This is a genomic window from Paenibacillus sp. JQZ6Y-1, assembly GCF_040719145.1.
Lineage (GTDB): Bacteria > Bacillota > Bacilli > Paenibacillales > Paenibacillaceae > Saccharibacillus > Saccharibacillus kandeliae.
Genome location: NZ_JBFDUZ010000001.1, coordinates 486775 through 510696, shown reverse-complemented (window position 1 = coordinate 510696; position 23922 = coordinate 486775). Strand labels below are relative to the sequence as shown.

At 42.3% G+C, this 23922-nt stretch carries 25 protein-coding genes and 1 pseudogene; all 26 read right to left on the bottom strand.

Going from position 1 to position 23922, the window contains the following annotated elements:
• Positions 1-5: 5 nt before the first annotated feature.
• The 26 genes and pseudogenes from ABXR35_RS02270 to ABXR35_RS02145 all read right to left on the bottom strand — a co-directional run bounded on the left by ABXR35_RS02270 (position 6) and on the right by ABXR35_RS02145 (position 23881).
• On the bottom strand, positions 6-971 hold the full coding sequence (locus ABXR35_RS02270; RefSeq protein WP_367054851.1) for a TadE/TadG family type IV pilus assembly protein: 966 nt from the start codon (positions 969-971) through the stop codon (positions 6-8).
• Between the two features lie 133 nt (positions 972-1104).
• Positions 1105-3441 carry a hypothetical protein gene (locus tag ABXR35_RS02265; protein ID WP_367054849.1) on the bottom strand — a complete coding sequence of 779 codons (2337 nt, stop codon included), beginning with the start codon at positions 3439-3441 and terminating at the stop codon, positions 1105-1107.
• Between the two features lie 44 nt (positions 3442-3485).
• A complete protein-coding gene (locus ABXR35_RS02260; protein ID WP_367061090.1) occupies positions 3486-4145 on the bottom strand; it encodes a TadE/TadG family type IV pilus assembly protein in 660 nt (219 codons plus the stop codon).
• Entirely contained in the window at positions 4145-4348 is a 204-nt protein-coding gene (locus ABXR35_RS02255; RefSeq protein WP_367054847.1) for a Flp1 family type IVb pilin, read from the bottom strand. Before ABXR35_RS02255 ends, ABXR35_RS02260 begins: the two co-directional genes overlap by 1 nt.
• A gap of 14 nt (positions 4349-4362) precedes the next feature.
• Positions 4363-5256 carry a type II secretion system F family protein gene (locus ABXR35_RS02250; RefSeq protein WP_367054845.1) on the bottom strand — a complete coding sequence of 298 codons (894 nt, stop codon included), beginning with the start codon at positions 5254-5256 and terminating at the stop codon, positions 4363-4365.
• 95 nt (positions 5257-5351) lie between these two features.
• Positions 5352-6218: a type II secretion system F family protein gene (locus tag ABXR35_RS02245; protein ID WP_367054843.1), complete on the bottom strand. Its 867-nt coding sequence runs from the start codon at positions 6216-6218 to the stop codon at positions 5352-5354.
• Positions 6219-6236: 18 nt separating this feature from the next.
• Positions 6237-6629, bottom strand: a pseudogene (locus tag ABXR35_RS02240) (CpaF family protein); the annotation flags it as partial.
• 156 nt (positions 6630-6785) lie between these two features.
• A complete protein-coding gene (locus ABXR35_RS02235) occupies positions 6786-7109 on the bottom strand; it encodes a nucleoside triphosphate pyrophosphohydrolase (RefSeq protein ID WP_367054841.1) in 324 nt (107 codons plus the stop codon).
• An 18-nt stretch (positions 7110-7127) separates the two neighbouring features.
• Positions 7128-8162 carry an HNH endonuclease family protein gene (locus ABXR35_RS02230; RefSeq protein WP_367054839.1) on the bottom strand — a complete coding sequence of 345 codons (1035 nt, stop codon included), beginning with the start codon at positions 8160-8162 and terminating at the stop codon, positions 7128-7130.
• Positions 8163-8226: 64 nt separating this feature from the next.
• On the bottom strand, positions 8227-8427 hold the full coding sequence (locus tag ABXR35_RS02225; protein ID WP_367054837.1) for a hypothetical protein: 201 nt from the start codon (positions 8425-8427) through the stop codon (positions 8227-8229).
• Between the two features lie 710 nt (positions 8428-9137).
• Positions 9138-9887: a Panacea domain-containing protein gene (locus tag ABXR35_RS02220; RefSeq protein WP_367054835.1), complete on the bottom strand. Its 750-nt coding sequence runs from the start codon at positions 9885-9887 to the stop codon at positions 9138-9140.
• Positions 9887-10561 carry a nucleotidyltransferase family protein gene (locus ABXR35_RS02215; RefSeq protein ID WP_367054833.1) on the bottom strand — a complete coding sequence of 225 codons (675 nt, stop codon included), beginning with the start codon at positions 10559-10561 and terminating at the stop codon, positions 9887-9889. The genes ABXR35_RS02220 and ABXR35_RS02215 overlap by 1 nt, the downstream gene beginning before the upstream one ends.
• Positions 10562-10910: 349 nt before the next feature.
• On the bottom strand, positions 10911-11891 hold the full coding sequence (locus tag ABXR35_RS02210; protein WP_367054830.1) for a GH25 family lysozyme: 981 nt from the start codon (positions 11889-11891) through the stop codon (positions 10911-10913).
• Positions 11869-12336 carry a phage holin family protein gene (locus ABXR35_RS02205; protein WP_436669344.1) on the bottom strand — a complete coding sequence of 156 codons (468 nt, stop codon included), beginning with the start codon at positions 12334-12336 and terminating at the stop codon, positions 11869-11871. The genes ABXR35_RS02210 and ABXR35_RS02205 overlap by 23 nt, the downstream gene beginning before the upstream one ends.
• A 77-nt stretch (positions 12337-12413) precedes the next feature.
• Positions 12414-12617, bottom strand: coding sequence for a CD1375 family protein (locus ABXR35_RS02200; RefSeq protein WP_367054824.1), 204 nt, complete (start codon positions 12615-12617; stop codon positions 12414-12416).
• Between the two features lie 13 nt (positions 12618-12630).
• The gene (locus tag ABXR35_RS02195; protein ID WP_367054821.1) at positions 12631-12957 is read right to left on the bottom strand and encodes a hypothetical protein; all 327 of its coding nucleotides are present in this window, start codon (positions 12955-12957) and stop codon (positions 12631-12633) included.
• Between the two features lie 13 nt (positions 12958-12970).
• Positions 12971-15631 (bottom strand): hypothetical protein, encoded by a 2661-nt coding sequence (locus tag ABXR35_RS02190; RefSeq protein WP_367054818.1) that lies wholly within the window; start codon positions 15629-15631, stop codon positions 12971-12973.
• On the bottom strand, positions 15621-15938 hold the full coding sequence (locus ABXR35_RS02185) for a hypothetical protein (protein ID WP_367054815.1): 318 nt from the start codon (positions 15936-15938) through the stop codon (positions 15621-15623). Before ABXR35_RS02185 ends, ABXR35_RS02190 begins: the two co-directional genes overlap by 11 nt.
• A 2-nt stretch (positions 15939-15940) precedes the next feature.
• Complete coding sequence (locus ABXR35_RS02180) at positions 15941-16588, bottom strand: putative phage tail protein (protein ID WP_367054812.1); 648 nt, start codon at positions 16586-16588, stop codon at positions 15941-15943.
• Complete coding sequence (locus ABXR35_RS02175) at positions 16585-17412, bottom strand: baseplate J/gp47 family protein (protein WP_367054809.1); 828 nt, start codon at positions 17410-17412, stop codon at positions 16585-16587. Before ABXR35_RS02175 ends, ABXR35_RS02180 begins: the two co-directional genes overlap by 4 nt.
• Entirely contained in the window at positions 17409-17858 is a 450-nt protein-coding gene (locus ABXR35_RS02170) for a DUF2634 domain-containing protein (RefSeq protein ID WP_367054806.1), read from the bottom strand. The genes ABXR35_RS02175 and ABXR35_RS02170 overlap by 4 nt, the downstream gene beginning before the upstream one ends.
• Positions 17851-18279, bottom strand: coding sequence for a hypothetical protein (locus tag ABXR35_RS02165; RefSeq protein ID WP_367054803.1), 429 nt, complete (start codon positions 18277-18279; stop codon positions 17851-17853). The genes ABXR35_RS02170 and ABXR35_RS02165 overlap by 8 nt, the downstream gene beginning before the upstream one ends.
• Positions 18276-19262 (bottom strand): XkdQ/YqbQ family protein, encoded by a 987-nt coding sequence (locus ABXR35_RS02160; RefSeq protein WP_367054800.1) that lies wholly within the window; start codon positions 19260-19262, stop codon positions 18276-18278. The genes ABXR35_RS02165 and ABXR35_RS02160 overlap by 4 nt, the downstream gene beginning before the upstream one ends.
• Before the next feature lie 11 nt (positions 19263-19273).
• Positions 19274-19930: a hypothetical protein gene (locus ABXR35_RS02155; RefSeq protein ID WP_367054797.1), complete on the bottom strand. Its 657-nt coding sequence runs from the start codon at positions 19928-19930 to the stop codon at positions 19274-19276.
• Between the two features lie 3 nt (positions 19931-19933).
• Positions 19934-23185, bottom strand: a complete 3252-nt coding sequence (locus ABXR35_RS02150; protein WP_367054794.1) for a phage tail tape measure protein — start codon at positions 23183-23185, stop codon at positions 19934-19936.
• A 315-nt stretch (positions 23186-23500) separates the two neighbouring features.
• Positions 23501-23881, bottom strand: a complete 381-nt coding sequence (locus tag ABXR35_RS02145) for a hypothetical protein (RefSeq protein WP_367054791.1) — start codon at positions 23879-23881, stop codon at positions 23501-23503.
• Positions 23882-23922 lie beyond the last annotated feature (41 nt).

Below are 23922 nucleotides of genomic sequence, written 5' to 3'. Positions count from 1 at the left end.
GATCATCATGGTTTGATAGGATTCGCTCCTGTACCCGGAGCACCGGAAATAACCGGACGCCCATCATAATCAGTGATCTCAAATGTTCCTTGAATTTTTTGCCCGTCCTCTGTTGTTAATACATATGTTGCCCAGCCTTCAGTAGCCGAAGAAGGAATTTTCCATGTCCAAGTAATATTGCCGTCTGCGTCGGACATTGCATCCCCTAAGCCCTGTGCCGTACTACTGCCACTTTTGTAGCTCACTTCCAGATGAATTTTAGAATTGGGTGGAGCTGTAGCAGCAATCGAAATGAGCGATTCAGGATGCGCCGGACTTGGTACAGATACTACCTTCACTCCTGTTTTTTCTTTGGTTTCATCGCTGGAAGCAACATCACTTTCGCCAGTATCACCAATCCATAGTCGCTCGACCGCTCTGGATTGCAATACAATTGGACGAAAGACAAGGGGCACCTTGAAGGGCAATTCATAACTTAACTCAATGCCAAAATACGGACTGCCAGACATATCGGGCACGGTCACTTCACTTACATGAATACGCTCAAAATCCAATCCATTATCTGATGATACCTGCTGGATCAGCGGTTTGATCGCCGCATCCAACACTGCTGCTGAAGCCTGATTTTTGAGTTGTCGTAGACGTGTATCTCCTGTGGTTGCCATATCCTGAACCCAGCCATTTAGTGGTGGCGGAAATAACGAGTCATACTTAGCAGCCAGATCGGTCAGACTCATCTTTGGCATGTATTTGGAATTTTCAATAGCTGTTCCTGCTTCTTTGACCACATACATATGTGTGCTTACATATCGAGCGGTATCGGAAGATACATTGTTTAATGAAGTGGAGATTAACGTCATTTGCACGATATATACCAGAAAGACAGAGACGAATAAGAAGATCGGTAGTACCATTGCCGCTTCCAATACGATGCTACCGCGCTCCGAGCGCTGTAAATGTCTGTTAGACAACAAACGACTGATGGAAAGTACACAAGTGAATCGTACCGAGTCTTTTCTTTGTGATCTTAAAACTGATGACGAATGGATCGCAGATGGTTGGACAGGTGATTGCTGCTGATCAGCATATTCTTGTGAAAGATGATCAGTAGCTGAAATCTGCCTGTTTATCTTCATAATACACACCCTGTTTCACTGAACTGTCGGTTTGCACCGATTGCAGCATCTTAGTAATCGCTGGCAAAAACCATATCCTCATTCCGGTCTGAATATGCGCTGAGGCATACGTATTGCGTTCCTGCGGATTGATGTCGGTGTTGTAGCGAATGAGAGCTAGCATTCGTGACATTTTCTTTTCGTTATTTGTTTGTAACAAAAATAGTCTTAAATAATCGCGATATTCAAAATGAACTTTAAGATAGCCAGACAGATCGGTGTACCCTTTGGTGAATAGATCAATCATGTCCTTGAGCGCCATCTCTACGCCATAAGCGATTCCGGCTGCAAGTACAGCCAATGGATGACCTAATCTAGCGTATTTGACCAATCCTTCTGCGGTACGAATCGCCATCCGCATGCCGAAAATTTCCGTATATGCTGCCGTTAGGTTCGAGACCGGACCGTTATATCCGTAAATGATATATTCCAGCTGTTGACTATCGACTGTTAGCAAGGTCATCGCATCTTGAATCGATTGCTGATCCATTACCTCGGAAATCGGAAAATCGCCTGCCAGTGAAGCATCACGCTTTTGCACCGATTCCACCATATTGCCCCACATCATAACATCGAATGGTTCAAAATAATGCACCGCATATTCGTTCATATAGAACTCGTTGCGACTTTTCATCAGTACATTAGCAATGCCACCGTAAATAACATCCATCGCACTCATCGAACTCGTACTCTCTTCATACGGATCATCGTTGATTTCTTTAGCATTTTCCTCAGCAGCTGCGATAGCCTCATTGAAATTCATATTGGATTGATAGTATTCGTTCACTTCTTCAAAGCTAGCACCAGCAGCCTGCGCACCCGCTCCCAGTGCTGCAATAGCGCTAATCACGGCGGTCGCCTTTTTCATAGATTGCTTTGCCTTGGCTTCATCCTGTGCTACTGTGTCTGTACCTTTGCGCGCATCAGCAATATTTTTTTCGATTTTGCCTAGCTTACCGGATGGAGCAGCTGCTAGACCTTGATAGTTGTTCAAATATTGTTCCAGCAAACGAGCCGTTTCTATCGTTTTGGATTTTAAAGTTTCTGCACTACCGGATGTGCGTTTCACAACCTGCTGCGCTTCACCCACTGAAAATTCTAGTGATTTTACAATCGCCGCATAGTCAGATTGCTGCGTAGTAATAGAAGCATCCATGCGATTCAGCAATTCATCCGACAACACAAGCTGATCCAGATTTTTGCGTAGTTCGGCAATCTGAGCTTCAGCAGCCGCGTTAGCGCTGCTAGACGTACTACCTGGTGTATTCGTTCCACTTACGGTGTTATAAGATCCATTTTCAGGGCGTGTTCTGGCTTTACGAATTTCTTCTTTGATACTTTCATTCTCTTTACGAATGTCCGCCATTAACTTTATACCTTCATCGTATGTACTTTTATGAGTAAGAGTTAGGTTGCGTGCTAAAGGCATGATCCTGTCCAGCAGTGAAGCTGAATTACTTTTATATTTAGCTATTTTCTGGGTGTTGATAGCAGGCTTTTCTTTCTTTTTGCGCTTTTTATCTTCGGCAATAAGCTTCGTATAGTCATTAAACTGAGCAGCAATATTGGCAAGCGACGAGATCGACCCTACGTTTTTGTCAGCGATTGAAGTGCCTGCTGGATACATAACCATTTTGGCTAGTGCCAGTACATCTTTGGCAGTCTTTTTTTGCAATGTCAACAATTTGTCAATTGCTTTCTCGCGTCGTTCGTAAGGTTCACGTACATTATTTAATACTTCCGTCGTTTGCGTAGTTTCTTTCATAATAGAAGACATGCTGCGCATTTTCTCCACTACTTCAATCGTAAAATCAATGGGTGCTTTGTATTTCATTTCTTCCTGCACCTGCTGGTTAAATACATCATATTTGCCCAGTGGACGGCTCAATTCAATGGATGAATTTTTGACCTGCAAGGGGATAAGATTAAATTGATTATCTATATCGGTGTACTTCATATTTTCATTTATCGCTGTACCCAGCAATTGATTAGCATCACTACCACCAAACGCAAATAGTCCATAATTTTTCTGATACTCAGGCTCATACGCCGACATAACCGAACGCACCAGTGCATGAGTTAAACGTTCGGTTTGTACTTGCATAGCGGCGATTCTCGCATAATCAATAAATACAGCAGTAAAGGTAAATACACCTGCCAGTACTACAATTAGAAAAATAGTAACTGCACCGCGCGTATCCTGTACCTTTTGCCATAACTGTCTTTTCCAGCTGCGGATCGTCCGTGCTGCTTTGGATTGGTTCACTGTACTCCCTCCGCTTGCTTGTTCTTTCAAATGTCAGTTCTTTCTCATTGACTAAACCACTGTACAATAGCTCCCGCTTTTCCTAAGTCAAGAGCAGGACCAAAATTACCGGAAGCCTTGGCAGCATAATAACGTAGCAATTCTACATTGCGAATAAATTCTACTGGCTCCACCACAACCGCACCAGCAGTAATCTGCTGAGTGAGCGAGTGTCCCAATTGACGCTCCAACGGCGCAAAGGATACCGGACGAGACAATGTTGTTTCGATGGAACGCATTAGCATACCATTGTCATATTTGATATTTCCACTCATTTCACCCGGAACCCAGGAGGCAGCGGCAGATAGCTTTTGCTGTGGCAATGATCCGCCGCTTCCTCCTGGAATGGAAACTTCGGTCGATGGTGCCGATCCTGTCCAACCAAATAGCTTACTCAACATATCATCGCTTGTCAGCCGCCAATATAGACCATCATTTTGCCCTTCAGCAACAGCGCCGGTATTCGCATCCTTATGGCTATTATCCCATGAATACGCTGCCCGCTCTGATGTTTTGGAAGCCGCTTGCTTAAGCATTGTATTCTGGTATAGCACCATACAAAAAAATAGCAGCAACAACGTTGTAAATAGAATAATAGGAAACACGATGGAAGCTTCAATCGTGAAGCTTCCGCGTGTATTTCTCCAAAAATTTGCTTTTTTCATCAAGGTGTTTTTTGGAACTCTTTACTTTGTTTTTCCATGTATTCCAGCATTTTATCTACTACATCTGTAATCTTGTCCTTAAACGCTATTGCAATCATAATAATAACTGCTACAATTAGGACCATTTCGAGCGTACCGATCCCGTCTTCTTGCTTCCAAAAGCTTTTCATCCCATTCCAGGATTGTTTAAGTATTGTTGTCATTGCTTATTATCCTCCTACATATTCATCATCATAAATGCCGGCGTACCGACCAAAACCATTACAATTACAAAAATCATTACCATAGGCATGACCATTTTGGATGATGCCTGTTCCCCACGCATCCGGCTAACCGCTTTGCGTTTGTCCCAAAGTGTGCGTGACAGTTCACGTAATGCTAGTCCAAACTCGCCACCACCACGCCGGAAGTTCAGCAGTACTGTTGTAGTAAATACGGATACCTCCTGCACACCACAGCGCTTGCTGAATGCTTCTAGCGATTGTGGAAACGGATAGCCATTTTCCAGCTCATTCAGCATTTGGATCATCTCGCGGTACAACGGATGATCGGCTGCACTCTCCTGCTTGCGCTGGATACAACGCATGATCGCTCGCTGTGCTGTTTCCCCCGCTCCAACCAGCAAAACAATCTTGTTCAGCAATTCTGGCAGCTCCAGCAAAATATCCTGTTCGCGCTCCTGCACCTTTTTGCGCAGGTCACGAAACAACGATACCGGTAGCAGTACAGCAAGCACTGCGCCAAAGCCTAACCATGTCACACTGCCACCATTACAAGCAGCCATAATACAGCCACCGGTTAATAATAACCAGACATACCCTGCCATCTCTGCGATGTACAGCAGAGAACGTTCTCCGCTCCCATGGACCCCAAATCCTTTTTGCACCAAACTTTGTACACGGTAAAAGGCGCCCGAGAATCGCGCTGTAAATTTGGCTTTTTCGATCAATACCAGCATTGCAGGCAGCAGCTTGCGCAGCTTGATCACTTCAAACGGTAAAGCCGCTAGCTGCTTATGACGCTCCTCTGCCTGCTGATGCAATACTACCCAACCTACAAGCAGAAAAGCTGCCAGTAATCCTTCCAGCCATACCCCAATCAGTTGATTCACCTCCTTTCAGTTACCTATCCATGTTCGGCTTTGTATCTGTACCGCTAGATTCTGTTCAAGTACTAAACGAATCCGCTCTGTTTCTACTCTATGCTCTACACTTTGATACTCATAAACTTACGAATCAGCCAGAAGCAGGCTCCCAGTGCGAGCAGACATACCGTTGCCATCACAATACCGATTACACTTTCATACAATGGCTTCATAAAATCGCCAGCTGCAAAATTCAAAAACAGCAAAAAGATAAACGGTGTCGCCATCAAAATATTCGACTCCATCTTTTTCTGTGCGATCATTACAGCAATATCCTGCTGAATATCCAGCTTTTCACCAATGACAGATGACGTTTTCCGTATAACTTCTACCAAATCGCCACCCGTGCGCTTACATGTCACAAACACATCCGCAAAATTGGAAATGTCTTCATTGTTCGCGCGACTACTAAAGTCCGCCAGTGCTTCTTCAATCGGCTGTCCATAATCAAGCCGGGTGGTAATAATATTCAACTCACGGATCATATCGTTCTCACCATCTGGATACAGCATCAGCAAATCCTGCGCTGCTTCCCGAAATCCATTTTCCACTGACCGTCCGGCAGCAAGCGACGATGATAGAGAATACAGTGCTTGTTTAAAATAAGAACTTAGCGCACTTCTTCGACGCTCCAACAGATGACGACGCAACAGCTTGGGCGTAAACCATGCAGCCCCTGCAAACACAATACTGACAATCCACTGGTGATAAAATAAATACCCGATCATCGCAAAGGCAGCGCCGCATACGATGATGCACAGTATCCGCTGGACGATGCTCAGACGATATACGCTATAATCAGGAAGCTTTTGCTCCTGAACAGGCGCCTGTTTTGATGGTGGATGTGATGGTCCAGACGGTGAGCGAGACGGAGGTGCAGTAACGCTTGGCTGCGTTTGCCGCTGCATACGGCTATTGGTATTAATCATCGTAATCCCCCTTTCCCTTTACGCCTCAATCGCCGAAGGTTCTGTACCCATATTAGCCAGCCTACGCCATTCTTCAATTCCTGCAGCTCTCAGCTTGTCCGTATGTATTAGTAAATTACCAGTCGGTGCAAGTTGTCCGATAATGCGTCCTTCCCGCTCACCCTGCTCCTCAAATACAAACAGCGGATTCAATACCACTTCACCATCAATCATGCCGCGCACTTCAGAGATCTCCACCACTCGGCGTGAACGATCGCGCAATCGGGATAAATGTACAAAAATATCAATCGCCGAGCCAATTTGCTGTCTGACCACCTGAATTGGCAAATCAGCACCGCTTAATACCATCGTTTCTAGACGACTTAGCATATCGCGCGCGCTGTTAGCATGCCCTGTCGACAAACTAGTATCTCTCTTATAGTGGAATCGATGCTTATTGAATCCACTGTATTATAGATGGGGAAGTATCTTTAATATTGTGTACTTAAAGCAAAACCAGCATCTCTTATTTATAAGAGATGCTGGTTTTGTTAATTAACCAAGTTTTTCAAACCGAGTATATAAAAATCATGTCTGCTGTTGGTCTTCAACATTCAATAAAAATAACTTATCTTTGAATCCCCCACGTTCTTCCTTCTTTTTCAAACGAAGCTGTTCAAATTCATCAATACTCATTCCTTTATGCTCGATGATTGCATAAGCTACTTCAATTAGATCTGCCAGCTCGCTCACATCTTGATCTTCATTGTATTCATCTAATTCCTCTTGAAGCTTACTATTCAAAGATTTTAAGTAATCTGAATCATTCATAATTTCTATGTTTGCTTTCTTTCCAGATGCTTCAATGATTTCAGGAATACGATCACGAATCAGTTTGTTATAAACTTTCATAGTTCATTCCTCCACATATTAAAATGCTGGTGCAAATTCAAATGTAGGTTGCCAACGGTGAATTAATAAGTTGATGGCTACTGAATCCATACTTTTTAAAAAGGCTATTCGTTCTTGTTCTGTTTTACCTGTCTGGTTGATCAGTGTTTCTCTTAAAGGATGATGACTGTTAATAAAGAAGCTGTTTCTCTTATGCAGCCTCTCTAAGAATCTAACTTCTGGTATTTTAGCAAACTTACCATTCTCGCCACGATTACACTTCTTACAAGCAAGAACTAAATTCCATACACCATCTAAATTGATGTGCGTGCCGCTTTGAAGGGTATGCGGAAAGAAATGGTCTACATCAGCTAACATATCATGATTTGGATCAATATGGATATCATCAAAACAATAAAAACATTTTCCTTTTTGATAGCCATTCAAAGAACCACGTGCAGATGTAATATTCGTTCGTCTGAGTTTATCTGAGCTTGAGCTATCAATGAAAAACTCACCTTTGATCTCATCATACTGTATTTGCATAAGAGATGGGGCTAAATTGATTGACCAGGCTGTTTCTACAAGCCGCCAACGGGATTCTATTTCTTGATTAAAGCTAGCTGCTTGAGTCGTCTCTTTGAGCTTAAATAAGTCATCTGTGATGATGATGCCTTTAGTTTTTTCGCGTTTTTCACTTTTAAAGAACCTAACAGCTATTTCGTCTTGATTAACAATATGAAAGGCATCTAGGACATTATTAAAGCCATATCGTACTGCTGTCTGAATGAGTTCATCCTGGCTAATAGCTTGGTTATTCCATTGCCGGCAAGCATCAATGAACTTACTCGATGGCGAAGTGATCTGCTTGTCGTTTATCTTGAGGTGTTCTGCTATATGTCCGGCAAACGGGACAGCCAATTCTTCTAAAGAAATGAATGTGTTAGCCTGTGGTGACAGATCTAATAAGCTCTTGGCCAGAGCAAATTTGTATGTAGCAACGTTCCTGCCAAAAAGAATGACTGAGCGCCAGTAGGACTCTAAAGAAGGGTATTCTTCAGCAAATAAAGACATGTATATGCTCCTTAGTTAAGAGATACCTATATTTTACAGACTCACCTTATCAATTGTCTATTACTCAAACCAGCTTCAGATAATTTTGCATGGTTTTAATCTCACAGTTTTCTCTCAAGTACTTCCCTTGGTCTGTATGAATGGAATCATCAGAGTAACCAATAATTCCCCCTGTAAACTCCAGCTCACTATGTATATAAATTTCCACTTCAATGCCCGCAGCTATACAATTTTGAATTTGTTCATCCGTTACAATAAATCGCACATTGTTTCTCTTTATCAATATGACCAAGCCCCTTATCTAAAATTGGTTTCTTAGATAATAACGGCATATTATTCCAATAAGTTTAGAATTTTCATTTTGGGAAAGAATGTAATAGTGCACATATGTTATATTTAGTATGTGTTAGGAAGGAGGTGATTACTTTGGACCTTCTTGCTTTTATTACAGCATTAATTGGGTTAGTAACGGCATTGACCAATTTGTCGATTATGCTTCGCAACTCTGCTGTCAAAAAGAAAAAGGACTCTAAGCGTTCGCGGCGCTTAAAGTCCCGGAAGAAAAAAACCAAGTAATTATCCGAACTGGCAATAATATTGCCAGTTCCCCTAACACGATTATACCCGTTACAAAAGTAAAATAAAACGAAAAATTCTAATATAATAGAATTCTTCGCTAAAATGTTGTCAACTTGCTAATCAATTATAAACACTTGTTAATAAAATTGCATAACATGTTAACATTTTTGTTCGTTATAGCAGACTATCAATAATAAAGTTATTTTCACTTTTCAAATCAGGAGTGATGTCTGTGCTACAATACACTACTTTAGGAATAACATTAGTGACCTTGTGTATCAGTTTATATACTCTCTCAATTGTACTTCGTAATAAAAAATAAGTTACTCAAATTAAAAAGAGTGTGTCGATAAGTAAATCGACACACTCTTTTGGTTTATTGAATGTTATATATCATTACTGTACTATTTGATGATACTTTTTGATTAGATCATCTGAAATTTGGTGATTTTTGCCTGCAACATAGACTCGATCCCACGGACCTTCTTCACGATGTGTCATGTTAACAAGTTCCATAGCATCATAGTCCAAATATTCTTCAATTACATTTACTAAATATGAAGCTACGACCGTTCCATTTTCAGAAGTTACGATTTTGGCAAAGGTTGGTGTTAGAGACAATTCGCTCATGTGGAAAATAAAGGTCTCGTCCTCTTTAAAATCTATAGGAAGAGCTTTATTGTGGTTGAACCTATAAAATATATCTTCTATAACTGGCCCATATTTAAAAGCAACAATTGGTTCTGGAAAAAGTCTCTTTCCTGTACCTAATAAATATTCAGCATAAGCATAATATAACAATTTTTGCAGTTTTAAATGTGAGACTGGCTCTATAGACAGGATGAATTTAGATATATCATAGGCGGTGAGTTGTTTGTCTTCACTTGTTATATTAATAAAGTCTTTTACGTTTCTTGTTACCAAAACGTCACTGAAAAAAGAATCTTTTTCTACAACTGAACTCCAATCCATGGATTGTGTGGACAATTTATGGATACCTAATTGTACGTCTCCACACTTTTGTTCAACTTTTTTCATAAAGACTTTAATACGATTTTTATCAAGCTTTTCCTCTGAGGCATAGTGCCAAGCAATCCTCATACCTTTGGTGTAGTTGTTTAAAATCGCTATAAAATGAAAAACCATTAATCCTCACCCCTTTTTTCGTATTCTATTGGTTGATTATAATCATCGGGCCAGCTTATATAAGCCCGTTTACTCTTGTGTTCTTTATGAGATTGCTCATTTTTTTGTGAGTCCTTTGGAAGCCAAATTTGTAATTCCCATGGAAAATAAATATTTTGTCCATAAAAGTAAATATGGCTAGCTCTATAATCATTACCCTTTGAAGCATTACGACCATCTATTTTGTAATCAATTCCGATATCATTAAGTATACTATAACAATCTGTACCTTCATGATCAAATTCATTAACAATGATCCTACAACCAAGCATATCGTTTAAACACTTCAATAAAGCAGACTTACCTTGTTCATCTTTTCCATAGCGATAATAGATTAATTTATTAAGTATAGATTCCTTTTGCTTAATGCGCGAACGAAAATCAAAACAAGAGTAATCATACTCTTGCTCCATGTCTACAATCAAATCACCTAAATTTTCATGATATTCGTCGATCAATTTCAAAAAAGAGGTCTCAATTGTTCCTGTTGTATCATTAATGATATCTCTGACTTGCTTCTTTTTGAAATTAACGGAAGCACATGAAGTACTCTCGAAAAATGACTTTGAAGATTCTTGATGTAACAAACATAATTCTTTTATTAGTTGCTGTATCTGAGCATTTTGTGTTTTCATCCGAATACATTGAACCTCTCGATAGATTATTCAGTATCATCATAGCATAATGTTTCAATAGCAACTGATTCTCTAGTTATTATATATTTTATCGTCAATTAGCTACAGCTATTTAACACCAAACATCTATCCTTCAATAATATCCTTTATACATATAACGTAAATAATAAAGCAGTTGTTACAACCAAAAATGATTTTTTCTACATAAATAGAGAATCTAAGTTATATATCATACTATACTTACGTTCTCTACTTATGTAGTATATTCCTGTTGTAAAGCTTTTAATTTAGAATATTCTATTTATTTAAAGCTACTACTGTGTTATGCAAACCAAGGCTTGTAGGATCATCAATTTACGGACTTTACAATTTTCAATATTTTATTAAAGTTATCCCAATCTAGTTCGCCATCAAATGCCTTCACAAGTACAGCAGCTTGAACATAAGTCGTGCTGCCGATCAGACGGCCATCCTGCAACTTGCGTCCATTGATGGTAGCTACTTTCGAATCATGATCAAAACCTGCTGTGAAGCCAAACACGTCTTTGAGGTCTCGAATCGGCACGTAATTTTTGTTATCAATAATCATTCCTACACCTGCTTTAGTGCTATTTCCATTGACGTAAGTCACAGTGCTTTCTCTCGATCCATTTTCTGGAACTTGGAGAGTAGTAGGCTTTGTGCCAGCACTTATTGCATACCTTGTCTTTAGCTCATCCAGCGTGCCATTATATACATTCAGATCGACGCCACCATTGATTCCACCCACCTTACCAGAATCAGTATATTGCCAGAAGTCCCATGCCTTCCATGCAGGTGCATCATCCGGTACTCGTGTATTACTGTAGCGAGCAATCCAGAGATCGTAGCCACTTAGCAAAGAGCTGAAGTTCTGAGCAAAAGCATTGCCTGTGTATACGATCGGCTTGCGCCCACTTAATTGCTCTACTTCTTGCAGGAAAGCCAATGCCACGGCATTGATTGTACTTTTGTTTAGATTGCTAGGGTTGTTCTCATAATCCATAACCGGCGGCAGTTCAAAGCGTTCTGCTCCACCTGCCTCCTGCAAACAACCCACAAAGTTAGCTGCTTCCAACTTCGCATCAGCAACATTCACTGCATTTACAAAATGATATGCACCTACAAGTAATCCTGCTGCGCGCGCACCCTTCACATTATTCAGAAACTGCTTATCCTGATAGTTCTTGCCCTCGGTAGCTTTAATAAATACAAATTGATTCCCGGATGCCTTCACCCGGCTCCAGTCAATACTTCCCTGCCAGTGGGATACATCGAGTCCTTGTACGTTACCCTGTCTTTTGTTCTGCATCTTCTTCCTCCTGCTTCATTTTTTCTTGCACAGCTACTGGCTGCGCTTCTGGAATTAAACTTGGGTTTTCGACAGGCTCTGCCTTCGATTGAAAAATTCTTACTGCATTTAATAGAATGGCTGGCATAGGCAACCCCATGCGGCCAGCATTTTCTACTACGGATAGCAGTTCATTTGCCAAATAAAAGAAGATCACAGCATCCTGGAAGTAGCCCGTACCGCCCAAAACTAAGTCGATAAAATGCGCCACTGCAACCACCCCAAATATTGCCACTTTCCGGGCGATTCCGCGGTATCCAACTCTACTCTTGAGTTCGCCAGCCATCCAAGCAGCTGCCCAACCTGTCAGCCAATCAATGACTACCAGCACCAGGAGTAAATTGATCAAGACACTCCACCCCCCAAAAAAGTAATTGGCAACTACACTACCAATAATTGCTGCCATTTTTACGTATTCATTTACATTTGACCCCATCCCCTTTTGCCTCCATCCTCTATCTATATTTTGTGGGGTATTTTCAGCTATTCTTCCATGCCGAGATCTGCTTTTACATAAGCTTGTAAATTGGTTGGTACATCTATCAGTTCACGACGCCCCGCCAAAATTAACGTTACATACGTAGCTGCAAATAACTTCAATGTAGATTCATTCATAATGCGTTCACCCCCTTTCTCTAATGCCCAAAGGGCAAAACAAAAGAGGCGATCCTTAATCCAGTTTTTCACCAGTGGATGCCTCCTATTTCGCCAACAACATTTCATACAACGTGGCAATTAATTCTTTATTGTTCAGATCAGCTTGCTCCAAACGGTGTAGCTTTTGTTCAATAGTTTCAGGTGCTTCTGGATCAGGCTTGGGATTGTTGATCTGCTCAATTTCGTCTGCAGATAAGCCTTCGATCCATTCTTTTTTTTTGAAATCCCAACGTTGTTTATGAATCCCTAATGGTATAGATGTATTTATTAAAAATCCATTATCAAATGATCTGATATCTTCCAATAAATCATCAACCAAAACATCTTTAAGAAACCAACCATCCTTGTTAATATAAGGCACTAGCTTCATTTATTTCCCCCCCTTAATTTTCAGCAAAAAATCGAATATTATCCAATCGCAACCACGTGTCATAAACGCGACCTGGGTTTATTGCTACAGTTCCATCCTTAGCAATAGAAAGCCCTTCTGCTGATCCTCCAGAGGTTGAAGAATATCCCCAAACAGGTAATACTGTAAAATCTGCACTGGGCTTGTATCCATCCACAAAACGGAACAATGTAATGGAACCAGTAGATTTTAATCGCACAGACCCGCGTACCAAAACGATCCCATCGGATGTTTTAGCATATTGAACTTTCTCATCCGTTTCGACTCCACTGAGTAAAGTAGGGGTCAACCAGTTCAACCCAGTAAATGTATTCTGTTTTGTATTTTCAACGACTGATACACGTTGTGTTATTTGCTGGACGTCCTGAATCAAGTCATTCAACATGGCACGTTCTGTTTCAGGGTATCCTCCCATAAATACAGCTGCCGGAAATGAGACGCGCGCAAAATAAGTTACGGTATAAACTGCATTCTTATCAAAACGTTCTGATCCTATCCCAGCTTGTCTGGAGCCAAAAGCATCTGCATCATTGTCTTGACCCCATCCATCTTGTAAGCCATTACGATAAACAAGTAATGGACGTGCCGAATTATACACCAAAGAAGAAACAGGAAAAGTGCTCCGCGCATTTATATAATAGGCAGTTCCATCACCACTAGAAATAGGCTTAGCCTTTTCTCGTAGTATCAAACCACTACCAGTTTCAACTACATTATCACCTTGAGATAGAGCCAATGCACCTTCTGATAGGACTGGTTCTTTTCGTGCTGCTGAAAACTTATACATCAGCTGGTATGGCTGCCAAGAAGGTTGAGGATATTGTTCTCTAAAATATACGGTTGGCAAATTTGTAGTTCCTGATCCGTTATCATCTACCATTCCTCGCCATGCTTTAGTACCTGAACCATTATATCCTGCTGTAAATACACCATTCGATTGAGTTCCCATGATCCAGCCCCAAAAATATGCTTTCAGTTCTCCAATACTTGGTGAATATCCATCATTCCAACCACTATCAGCATTAGAAATAGTTATTGCTAAAAGGTTGGGATTTGCTGTTATAGAATCTGTAAGCACATGAGCATCTGCTCCTGGAATAGGCGACCCTGTCAAAAATCTTTGTAGAACAGAACCTGTATATTTGAGCACATACCCTGAGTCTTTGGCAGCACCAAACGTAGATAACGAAGCCACAGTATAACCAGTTTGCCTGCCAAATAACATCCAATTTTGTGAGCCATCCAGCGTAACTCTGCGCCAATTGCTCGTTTTGTAATATTGCCCATCTACTCCTTGTTGTAACTTATCAGCATCTGTATCTGATGCTGGCCCAGACAAAAGTTCAGCATCGAATGCGAGCATGGCTGCAATATCCGTCTTGTCCTTGTTAGTCCAACGGATTGCATATGGATTTTTAATACCTGCAAATCCTTCTGTATAAGGGTATCTGGCAGCGATGCCTGTTCGGTCCATGCTTCCAGCTGCTGAAAATTCAGTTGATGACAGCTCATATACTCTAAATCCATCAATATAGACTGTCTGACTGTTGCTACCGACCACTCCAATTCCAACATCCATCGAAGACCCGGCAGCTGTGTATAGCGCATAGGATAGTTGATATTGAGCGGTCGTGCTTACTGCTGCACCGGCAGGACCGCTAGATACAAACAGGTTCGCATTCACGGCAGTACCAATACGGATCTCAGCAGCAATCAAGTATTTGCTGCCTGCAGTTGTCGGTACCGTTCGTGTGATCCGACCAGAGGTAGCAGAGAGATTGAATAATAGCGCATTTGTCCCGTAAACTGATTGTGCCGTGCTGATCGTTCCTGTTCCACCAGTGAAATTCCAACCGGCCAAACTGTCAAACGTTCCTGCTCGCCCTAATAAATTCAACAACATGCGACCAGTCAAGTTCGTTACATTAAATGGGACATCCCGAGGTACTGTAATAGTCTGTGTGCCTGGCTGCAGATTAAACGTAGTGCTACTGGCTGTATTGAGTCGCGGAAAAATGTCAGTCAATCGTTCATCATGTTGCTGTAATTTTGCTTTTTCAGAATCTGTATAATCATTGGCAGATAAGCCCTTCCCTGTTTCCTTCGGCACTGTCTCACTTTTGAGCGCATAACTTTCAGGACCGATAAATCGGCGAGAATCCGTGTTTGTGATTACTTTACTCGCATCCGTTGCGAAATACCAAAGCAGCAAGCCAACACGCGCTGTCGCTTCATCTGCAATCTTCTGAACGGTACCTGTACTATCCAAATAAATATACTGCCCTTGCTTTGTTGTGAGCGTCAGTGAGCCCGCAGGTACGTCATAACGACGTCCATTTACATAGCCTACTCCCGCTTTCCAAGCAGCCGCTAAGCCATTCACTGTGAAATCGAATCCAGATACTACAAAGTTGCCTGTTACTTCTGCAGCAAGGCGTTCAGTTAATGTATGGGAAGACTCAATGCCATCCTCTATGTTATTCAGCTTGGCTGATGTAATTCGAGTACCAGTCTGCACCAATTCAAATAATGGACGACCAGTCTGCGGATCTGTCTTCTGCTTTCCTGATGTATCCAGAATGGGCTTTGTAAGATCAGGAATTTCATCCTGCCACTTTGTTTTGTTATACACCACTGGCTTTTACCTCCACTCCAAATTCAAATCCAATCAAAAAGCCCTTATCGTTTTTGACCACGTTAAGGGCTTGATTTGCTAATGTGTTGCCAGACGTATCTAGCAGCGATGCGCCGAGAATTTGCTTACTGATCGCTTCTGTCTCCTTAATGTAGACATATTTTCTAAATGTCTTGCCAGAAAAAACCGTATTGTGAATCGGATAAGGGACAAGTTGACCACCGATATTCACAAGCGCTTGTGATATTCTGTTGGACATATCTTGCAAAATGTAATCAATGTATAATGGCTGAATAATGCCTGCCATTCTTACTCCTCCCCTCGGGTCGTCTCCAACCCAGCAATTGGTGAATCAATTCCGAAATAATGTCCGCTGGCATCAGCAACCACAGTAGCGCCGACCAGTTGACCATTGGTGCCTTCTTCATATGACATTTCCAGCCCACAAATCGGGAAATCAACGTCATGATAATAAGCTTGGATACCGATTGATACGACTTCTGCAGGATTACTCAAGATAGGCGTGTGCTTATTAATGTGTACAGGACGGATATATTCAAAATCCTTGTACAACCCATCCAGATCTACACGTTCGCCTGCTGCAAAAACAAAGTCAATCTGCTTATCCAAAAATCTTTCCTGTATACTGACCAAGTGTCCATATTTGCCAGCAAGTAATCGTAGAGTCGGGATAGTAAAAGGACGCTTGGCCAGACGCTTCTGCTGAATAGCTTCTCTTCGTTGCTCATATGTTCCCTGCTGCGCTTTATGGAAATACATCCACTCCCACACAGGTAACGACAAGGTAGCTCGTTGCAATACATATTGATCTGCTGCACCAAGGATTTGATCCGCTCGTTCATCGATTTCTTTTTCCATCAGTGCAAAATGTTGTTCGGCATGAGAATCTTCATACCAGTAAGGAGGCAAAACTTCCCTGTACCGTAGCGGAATCATGAGAGTACCACTTCCACCTGCAGGATGGCAGTACGCGGTACTTGCACATCTTCATTCCCACCATTGACTTTTACTTCAGCATAATCTTCTCCTACATCCAAAATGACCAGAGCAGATAAATAATGATAAGCCAGTGTGGTTCTGCCAGCAGCGTAATTTTTAATACGTGTTCTGATGGTTTCTGCTAATGTTTCCAAATCACCAGCAGCATTCTCAATCTTCGCTTCAAGTTTGAGAATAAATACCGGTGCCGGGTATACTTCCAAGTCATGACCAGCAATACGGTAGTTGTCCCACATTTGCGTTTTAATCGATGCTGCAAACTCTTCCGTCACAGGGCTACCAGACAAATCAGCTAGGTACAGATCGATAGAATTATCATGACGTGCCTTCTCAACTCCAGAAGCGGTACCAACTCCTTGAAATTTTCTTGCCCATGATTCATAATCTTTCACTCGACCGCTGCCTTCTTCCTCAAAAGCTTGGTCCAACTGCCGCAATCGATAAGTATCGTCATCTTCACCTGTCTTTCTGGGAATACCTGCAGACCAGCCATGCGCATCCAGATACTCATCATCTGCCCAGATTGGAAAGGCTTGGATCAATGAATAGGTCATCAATTCTTGCTGTTCGGCTAGTTCCTGAGCAATCGGATACCATAGGTCATAAAAAAATCCGCCTTGCTCTGTATCAGGCGGCGGTAAACTGCGTTCTTTAGCCAAAGCGATTGCACGGTTCATCCAACGCTGATAAATCATTTCTGGCGTTTCTTCCAAAATCATCATGTCCGGAAGATCCGGCAAATCATTTATATTAACGCTCATCCAGTAAGTACCTCCTCGTCCATCAATTCTATACTACCAGCCAGCCCTTCTATTTTGATCGATACAAAGCATTTGGGGGGCCGCCGGTCCAAACCAATTACCTCAGCTTGAATGATTTCATTATGAGCAGCTAAGGCTTCCTCAATATCTCGTGTGACCTCGACATCTTCCCAACCGGACCATTCCGAACGTTCAACACCATATTCTTCATCATAAACAGCATATTGAAATCGTTCTGTATTCAGAATTTTGAGTGCAACTTCCTGCAAGTATTCTTCATAAGTTGTCGTGCGAATTGGTTGCCCAGATTCAGTCAGTAGCATTTTCCGATTTAAATAGTCGTATTTGTAAGTCCATTTATCAGCAGATTCTATCTGATCGATCAGTTCATCATCCGCAATGTCTGTGAGATCCAAGTCAGTCGGAAATAAAGTATCCTCATCCAAGATGACTCACCTCTTTTCCTGTTATATAGTATCCTCGGCGGTCACTCATTCGGGATACAATCAACCTATCACCCACCTGCAAGGGACTTGGAATAGTCAATATACCTTTCAGAGAAGATCGGGGTTGCTGCTCGTAAGGAGCACCACTTTCATAGTCAGTGCCATTCGCCAGCAATCCCGTCACACTGCCTTTCGCTTCATCGCCGTCTGTGTATTCCCCCACTTCGAACCGTGCTTCTATATGCCGTTCTTGTAAATAGTCGGCAAACGAAAGGTACTCCGCTGTGTAAGGGTAGGGATCACCGTCTACTTGAATACTTACGTTGTCTGGCCAGCTGAGCAAAGTAGCGCGTTCTGTATCACGAGCATCAATATGACTTTTCATCTTATCTTTTAAGGCTCGCAAGGCTTCCTGCATCATTTCACTTCCCTCCGCTCCAATTCCAATTGCACAATGTACTGACCGTTTTTATAGCTGGTCTGTTCACTGGATACGATCCATTTGGAATAGTGCCCTGTCTCCCGGGTGATAACAATCCACCCAGCACGCAATTGGCTCAGCTTATGGTCATTATGCCGAACTGTGATGCTTCGTGTCTGTACTGGCGCTGACAATGCTTTAAGCCGTTCTGCGGCAATCGTTTCCGGCTTTTCATCTTCCTCTACTTCGATAATTTCTTGCATGCGCCCCAGCGTCTTCACTGCTTCTTTATTTGTCCTTGTCACAGAGGAAACCAACTTATCATCTTTCCATTTTTCAGCAGTGACGACGGTATAGGTTTCTTCCATAGAAAAGCCGCGACTGCTGCTTTCCATTTGATCAGGAACAAAAATAGGTACAGTCGTGTTTTTTCCTTCTCGAACAACTTGCAGATAAAATCCGGTGTCCGTCCGAACAACATCTAAATAGAATTTATAGCCAGAGCGCTCATATGCCTTTTGCAGCACGTCCAAAATCACTTCTGAATACGACATAGTACTGTAACGTTCATCCAGCTTAAAACCAAATGCAGGGCAACGGAAATCAATTCCTGTGGATTTGATATATCGTTGCAGTTCCGCACCAGCTTCTCCCTTCAGATATGGCCGTGTTCCTTTATTTTTGGTCAGGTACCAACTGATTTCCCTAACTTCCAATTCGCATTCGTCAGTTTTGTCATCCACATTGTATTTGATAACGGGACCATGCCAGAATTGATTTTTATGGTGTGTAACGCCTACATTGGTCCGCTTAGCAAAGCACATCAGCATTCCGGCTATCTTTAAGGTCGGCACACTTCGCAGCCGAACCGTCATACTACGGGTGATTTCATCCCGACTGGATGACCAAGAAAGATCCGTGATTGCATCACTTAATACATGCCGGGCACTATGCTTACCATAAACGACTGCGAAATCTGCCATACGCCCCCTCCTTATTTTTTACTACTGATCGTTGAGGATACCTTATTTTTTTGAGCAATATAATCGAATGAACCTTTTGCATTATCATTTTTGCTTTTAGAATCTTTCTTTTTATCAGATTTGGCTTTAGTCTTACTCTTTTTCTTTTTTGAAGAAGATTTTTTGTTATTTTTTTTGCTGGATTTACCTGAAGCGTTTGGTCGGCTCTTGGCTGATTTGGTGATAACCACTCCAGGCTTTAGCAATTGTTTGGTATTTGAATAAGAAACCACTTTGACTGGGAAATATTCTACCAACGTAAAATCAATGTAGGCATTGTTTTGACCGTCCTTATAGGTAACGTCCATTGTCAACAGCTTCAATGTTTTACTCCACAAAGAATCAAAATTGACGTATACCGGCTTTTTGATCCATTGCTCCAGTAGCTTGATTGCTTGTTCAGGCGATTTGTACTTTACCGTCTCTTTCCCTGTTTCCCAAATATCTTGCCAGCCGCGCGGGAAAATGGCTGAGAACGTGACTTGTTTCAGTTTCTTAATGGTAGCACCGGATCGTTCATCTCCACTCATGACTGTAAAAGTATCCACTTCATTAGCGATCGTATATTTAAACTCTGTTGGTGTGATCGGGAATGTAAAGCGGTTCTTGTCTCGTATCATTGTTATCATGGCTTATCCTCCACTCTCCAGCGCATGCAGCAATTCTTGCCCTACTACATTGCGAATCAAAGCGCGTCCTTCTGGACTTTTCAGCATCTGAGAAAACTGTGCAAAATCCGTAATCCCTTGTGCCAACGGTCCCATATCAATCGTAATGTTTTCAATGGTGACTCCCGCTGCGCTTCTAGTTGCAGGTGCTGAACCGAGTGATTTTGCCATTGTGATTGTTCCTGTAGATGATGGCGGCTGCAATTCCCCAGCCAAGCTATTCACCTTCTGGCGAATACGATCTGGCTTCAATCCGTCAGCGAACATATTCACGAAATTGGGTGCCCATTTATCAGAATCTGAAGCAGGTCCCTCTTTTGTAGGTGAGTGGAACCCTAAGAAATTACCGATAATACCAGCTGCGTTGGATACCACATTGCTCAATGCTGGGAATTTACTACGGATACCGCCTACCATCATATCAATGAGGTTGCTTCCCCAACTGGTAGCTTTGCTTGAAATATTACTTAATTGCTCTAAATGTGATCGCGTTTCGGCGGCAGCTTGCCGAGCAGATCCGCCTATATTTTTCAAACTGGTGCTAGCTTTACTAGCACCATTGGCAATATCCTTAGTGCTTTTGGTAGCAGTAATGCCCATATCTTGTGCTTGCTTCTTTGTCTTGTCTGAAGAAACACCAACATCTGCAATATCTTTTTTGGCTTTGTCTGCTCCAGAACCTTTAAAAATACCGACAACCTTGTTTTTTAAACTAACAACTTTTTGTCCGACTGGACCATCAAGGCTATCTTTAACAGCATTGACTAAACCTTTTTCACCTACATCTTTAGCAAATCCAGTCATAGCTTCTTTCACTTGCTTTTGTCGTTCAGGTGTCATGGTTCCAAAAGTTACAGAAGCTACGCCTGTACTTACATACTCAGCAGGCTTGTTATCTTTACCAGTGAAGAAATCTCCAATAGCACTTCCCGTAGATTTGAACCAAGAAGTGGTTTTATCTACAACGGAAGAAACAGCATCTACTGCTTTTCGAGTTAGCCCACTTTCATCAGCCATTGTGCCAAGCTTTTCACCAATCCAACTCCCTGCTGCTGCCCCAAGAGCAGTACCAACTGGACCAATCAAAGAACCTACAGCTCCACCGACCACTCCGCCTGCAATGGAACCTACCATACTACCACCTTTGGTGGACAACCCTTCTTTCAAGCCGCCTTCTTTGGAAGCTTGGTACAGATCGTAAGCACCCATTCCAACGGTTGCCACTGTACCGACAATACCTGCTGCCTTTGCTGCAGGTTTAAGGTATTTGGCGCCTTTGCCTAGTTTTCTTAATAATCCATTCCGTGGTGGTACCGGCGGTTCTGGCGGTGGCGTTGGTGTATTCGGGAATATTCGACCGTTTCGGTAAGTGACTCGGCCGTTTCGGCGTGACGGCGAATCTGTATCTGGAGGATTACCATTATTCTGATTACCTCGCCGAGCATTAATGGAGCCATCAGGATTCCGACCGTTGCGATTGTTATTGTTGTTGTTGTGATTATTATTGTGATTGTTCGATTTGCTTCCATTCTTTTTCTTGCTTTTTTTCCCACGGCGATTGCTACCATTAACAATAACTGTTCCAGCATGTACGATCATGGTAGTTACTCGGTGCGCTCCAACCGCATCACCACTGCCGTTTCTATTCCAGCGACGCACATTGAATCGTCGTCCACCAGCAGCTTCATCAATAGGTGAATAGTTTCCTGGTCCTTGGTTTGTTCTTCCTCCAAACCAGCCTTTTACTTTCCCATAACCGCCTTTTACATCGCCGATCATACCGCCAGCAAACTTAGCAACTTTAACTGTTCCAACGACAGCTCCTAAAGCGAGTAACGCTGTTGTGATTGTTTTAAAGTGATTAGTATAGAACGTACCAATCTTGGAAATGCCGGCTGTGACTGCACCTATAAATGCTTCGATCTCGCCTTTGTTATCTGTAAGAGCCTTATTGAATTCTTGGAATACTGGCAACATACCTTGACTGATATTCAAACCCATGTCTTGCAAGGTTAAGCTAATTTCTGCACGGGCTTGTTTCAATTCCAACATTGGATCAGCCGCTTGTTGCCGTTGAACCAATGAATTTGTTGTACCTTTCATATTAGGTGCTGCTTCAAATGCTGTACCATATGTTGAAAGAATAGCTTTACCATTGTCCTCTGCCGTTGCCGATCCCATGGTAGTAAGTGATTGCTTCAATTCGTTCTGAGTTTGACTGGCAAGGTCAGCAACCAATGCAGTGACTGCACCGTGCATACGTTGCTTATCCCCAGAGTTAATATCATTAGTAAATGCTTCTGCTTGCCGAGCAGCTTCACTTTTTCCTGCACCACGCAATTCAAAATACTTTTGCATGTCTCCCGTATTCAAAGCTTTAACTCCAAAGGTTTCTTTAAAAAAATCCCCTGGTTTATCAAAGTTAAATGCCCCGCCCCTGACTGTTTCAGTCAAAAAGTTTGACATTTGACTCGAGTCAACATCCATGTTTTTAAAGTACCCGCTGTACTCCCAAAACGTATCGAATAAATCTTGCTGCCGGTCACCCACCTCTTTATATGCATACATCATACTGTCAGCTACTTGGCTATAAGACTCTTTAAAACTGTCAGCAGACTGTGATAATGCTCGGTTGATTTCTTCTGCACCACTGTCTGGTCGGATGTACTGTATTTTTGCTGAAGCGGATACGAAATCACCCATTTGAGATTTATCTTGCACAAGTGGTGCAGCATCAGCTATTCTACCAGCCCCCTCTGATCGAGAATGAATAATTTGTTGAACATACAACTGGTCATTTTGCTTTAATGCCGAAGATCGTTGTGCTGGTGTAAGAAAGGCAGCACTACGAGCAGCCTCAGTGAAATACTCTTGCGTACCGTCAAACATAGTGTCTTTGATGCTACCGCCAATCACTAAAGCACCAGCTGCTGCAGCTAGTGCTCCGATCCGGTCAGTAATTCCATCCACTACTGGACTGATCCGATCATGTGCCCTTATTGTTACATCCGCGTCGCTTAAATTCCGCAGTTCAGAGTCAGCGCGTCCAGCAGATGAACGTAAATCATCTGCACCGCGCCGCGCTCGGCTGAAAATGTCTCCTACTTCTGTACGACTCAGCCGAGTCACTTCATCACGTGCTGAACTTACACGATCACTCATTTCACGAATGGATTCATTTGCCCGGCGGAATGATGTTGAAAAGTCTGCTCCCATAGAATCGGCGTTCCTGCGGAACTGCGTGACCTCATCATTTGCTCGGCGAAGCAGCATATTCATCCGGATTAACGTTGATGAAATAAAGTCACGGGCCTCAAACGGGACCGTGACGGTGGTTGTGGTTGCGATTATTGTTCACCTGCCTTTACCTGCGCGCTGCGCGTTCTCGTTCTTCTTCAGCAATCATTGATGCTGCAAGACAGAAGTAATACTGCCGCTCAGTATTCACCTCATATGGCAATATTTCAGTCGGTAGCTTCTTTTGGTTTATCCAAAAATGGGCTACCCAGCTTGCTTCTTCGTCTCGCTTGATCAGTTTTTTGCTTCAGCCATCAGTTCATCCTTAGTTTCTTGGAAATTGCGCACTGCTTTGCTCAGGATAGAATAGTGATCCGGGTCACTGAACAAGCGCGGTGGCAGCTCATTTTTGTTCGTGCAACTGTATGCTTTCAGCAGCTCCGTATTATTCCATTCGAAATCATGTTCCGTTGCCTTAACGATCATGGCATCGATCTCATTAAATGTTTCTGTCGGTGAGCCATCATCGTTAACAGAAACTTCATAGGCACGACGGATATCCATTGTAGTCAAACGACGAACAGACCACTTATCATCATTGACTGTCACTTCGATTTGTTCCGGCTTTGCAGCAGCTGTACCAGCCGCTAGGTATTTTTGTAATTTTTCACTCATAATAATTGCCTCCATAAATTAATTTTCAATGTAAAAAGAGA

What these genes read in the sequence shown, in the direction of transcription:
- ABXR35_RS02260 (WP_367061090.1), bottom strand. Translation starts at nt 4,145, where the DNA reads ATGAAAAAAGCAAATTTTTGGAGAAATACACGCGGAAGCTTCACGATT.
- ABXR35_RS02255 (WP_367054847.1), bottom strand. Translation starts at nt 4,348, where the DNA reads ATGACAACAATACTTAAACAATCCTGGAATGGGATGAAAAGCTTTTGG.
- ABXR35_RS02245 (WP_367054843.1), bottom strand. Translation starts at nt 6,218, where the DNA reads ATGATTAATACCAATAGCCGTATGCAGCGGCAAACGCAGCCAAGCGTT.
- ABXR35_RS02235 (WP_367054841.1), bottom strand. Translation starts at nt 7,109, where the DNA reads ATGAAAGTTTATAACAAACTGATTCGTGATCGTATTCCTGAAATCATT.
- ABXR35_RS02230 (WP_367054839.1), bottom strand. Translation starts at nt 8,162, where the DNA reads ATGTCTTTATTTGCTGAAGAATACCCTTCTTTAGAGTCCTACTGGCGC.
- ABXR35_RS02220 (WP_367054835.1), bottom strand. Translation starts at nt 9,887, where the DNA reads ATGGTTTTTCATTTTATAGCGATTTTAAACAACTACACCAAAGGTATG.
- ABXR35_RS02215 (WP_367054833.1), bottom strand. Translation starts at nt 10,561, where the DNA reads ATGAAAACACAAAATGCTCAGATACAGCAACTAATAAAAGAATTATGT.
- ABXR35_RS02210 (WP_367054830.1), bottom strand. Translation starts at nt 11,891, where the DNA reads ATGCAGAACAAAAGACAGGGTAACGTACAAGGACTCGATGTATCCCAC.
- ABXR35_RS02205 (WP_436669344.1), bottom strand. Translation starts at nt 12,336, where the DNA reads ATGGCAGCAATTATTGGTAGTGTAGTTGCCAATTACTTTTTTGGGGGG.
- ABXR35_RS02195 (WP_367054821.1), bottom strand. Translation starts at nt 12,957, where the DNA reads ATGAAGCTAGTGCCTTATATTAACAAGGATGGTTGGTTTCTTAAAGAT.
- ABXR35_RS02185 (WP_367054815.1), bottom strand. Translation starts at nt 15,938, where the DNA reads ATGGCAGGCATTATTCAGCCATTATACATTGATTACATTTTGCAAGAT.
- ABXR35_RS02180 (WP_367054812.1), bottom strand. Translation starts at nt 16,588, where the DNA reads ATGATTCCGCTACGGTACAGGGAAGTTTTGCCTCCTTACTGGTATGAA.
- ABXR35_RS02175 (WP_367054809.1), bottom strand. Translation starts at nt 17,412, where the DNA reads ATGAGCGTTAATATAAATGATTTGCCGGATCTTCCGGACATGATGATT.
- ABXR35_RS02165 (WP_367054803.1), bottom strand. Translation starts at nt 18,279, where the DNA reads ATGATGCAGGAAGCCTTGCGAGCCTTAAAAGATAAGATGAAAAGTCAT.
- ABXR35_RS02160 (WP_367054800.1), bottom strand. Translation starts at nt 19,262, where the DNA reads ATGGCAGATTTCGCAGTCGTTTATGGTAAGCATAGTGCCCGGCATGTA.
- ABXR35_RS02155 (WP_367054797.1), bottom strand. Translation starts at nt 19,930, where the DNA reads ATGATAACAATGATACGAGACAAGAACCGCTTTACATTCCCGATCACA.
- ABXR35_RS02150 (WP_367054794.1), bottom strand. Translation starts at nt 23,185, where the DNA reads ATGGGAGCAGACTTTTCAACATCATTCCGCCGGGCAAATGAATCCATT.
- ABXR35_RS02145 (WP_367054791.1), bottom strand. Translation starts at nt 23,881, where the DNA reads ATGAGTGAAAAATTACAAAAATACCTAGCGGCTGGTACAGCTGCTGCA.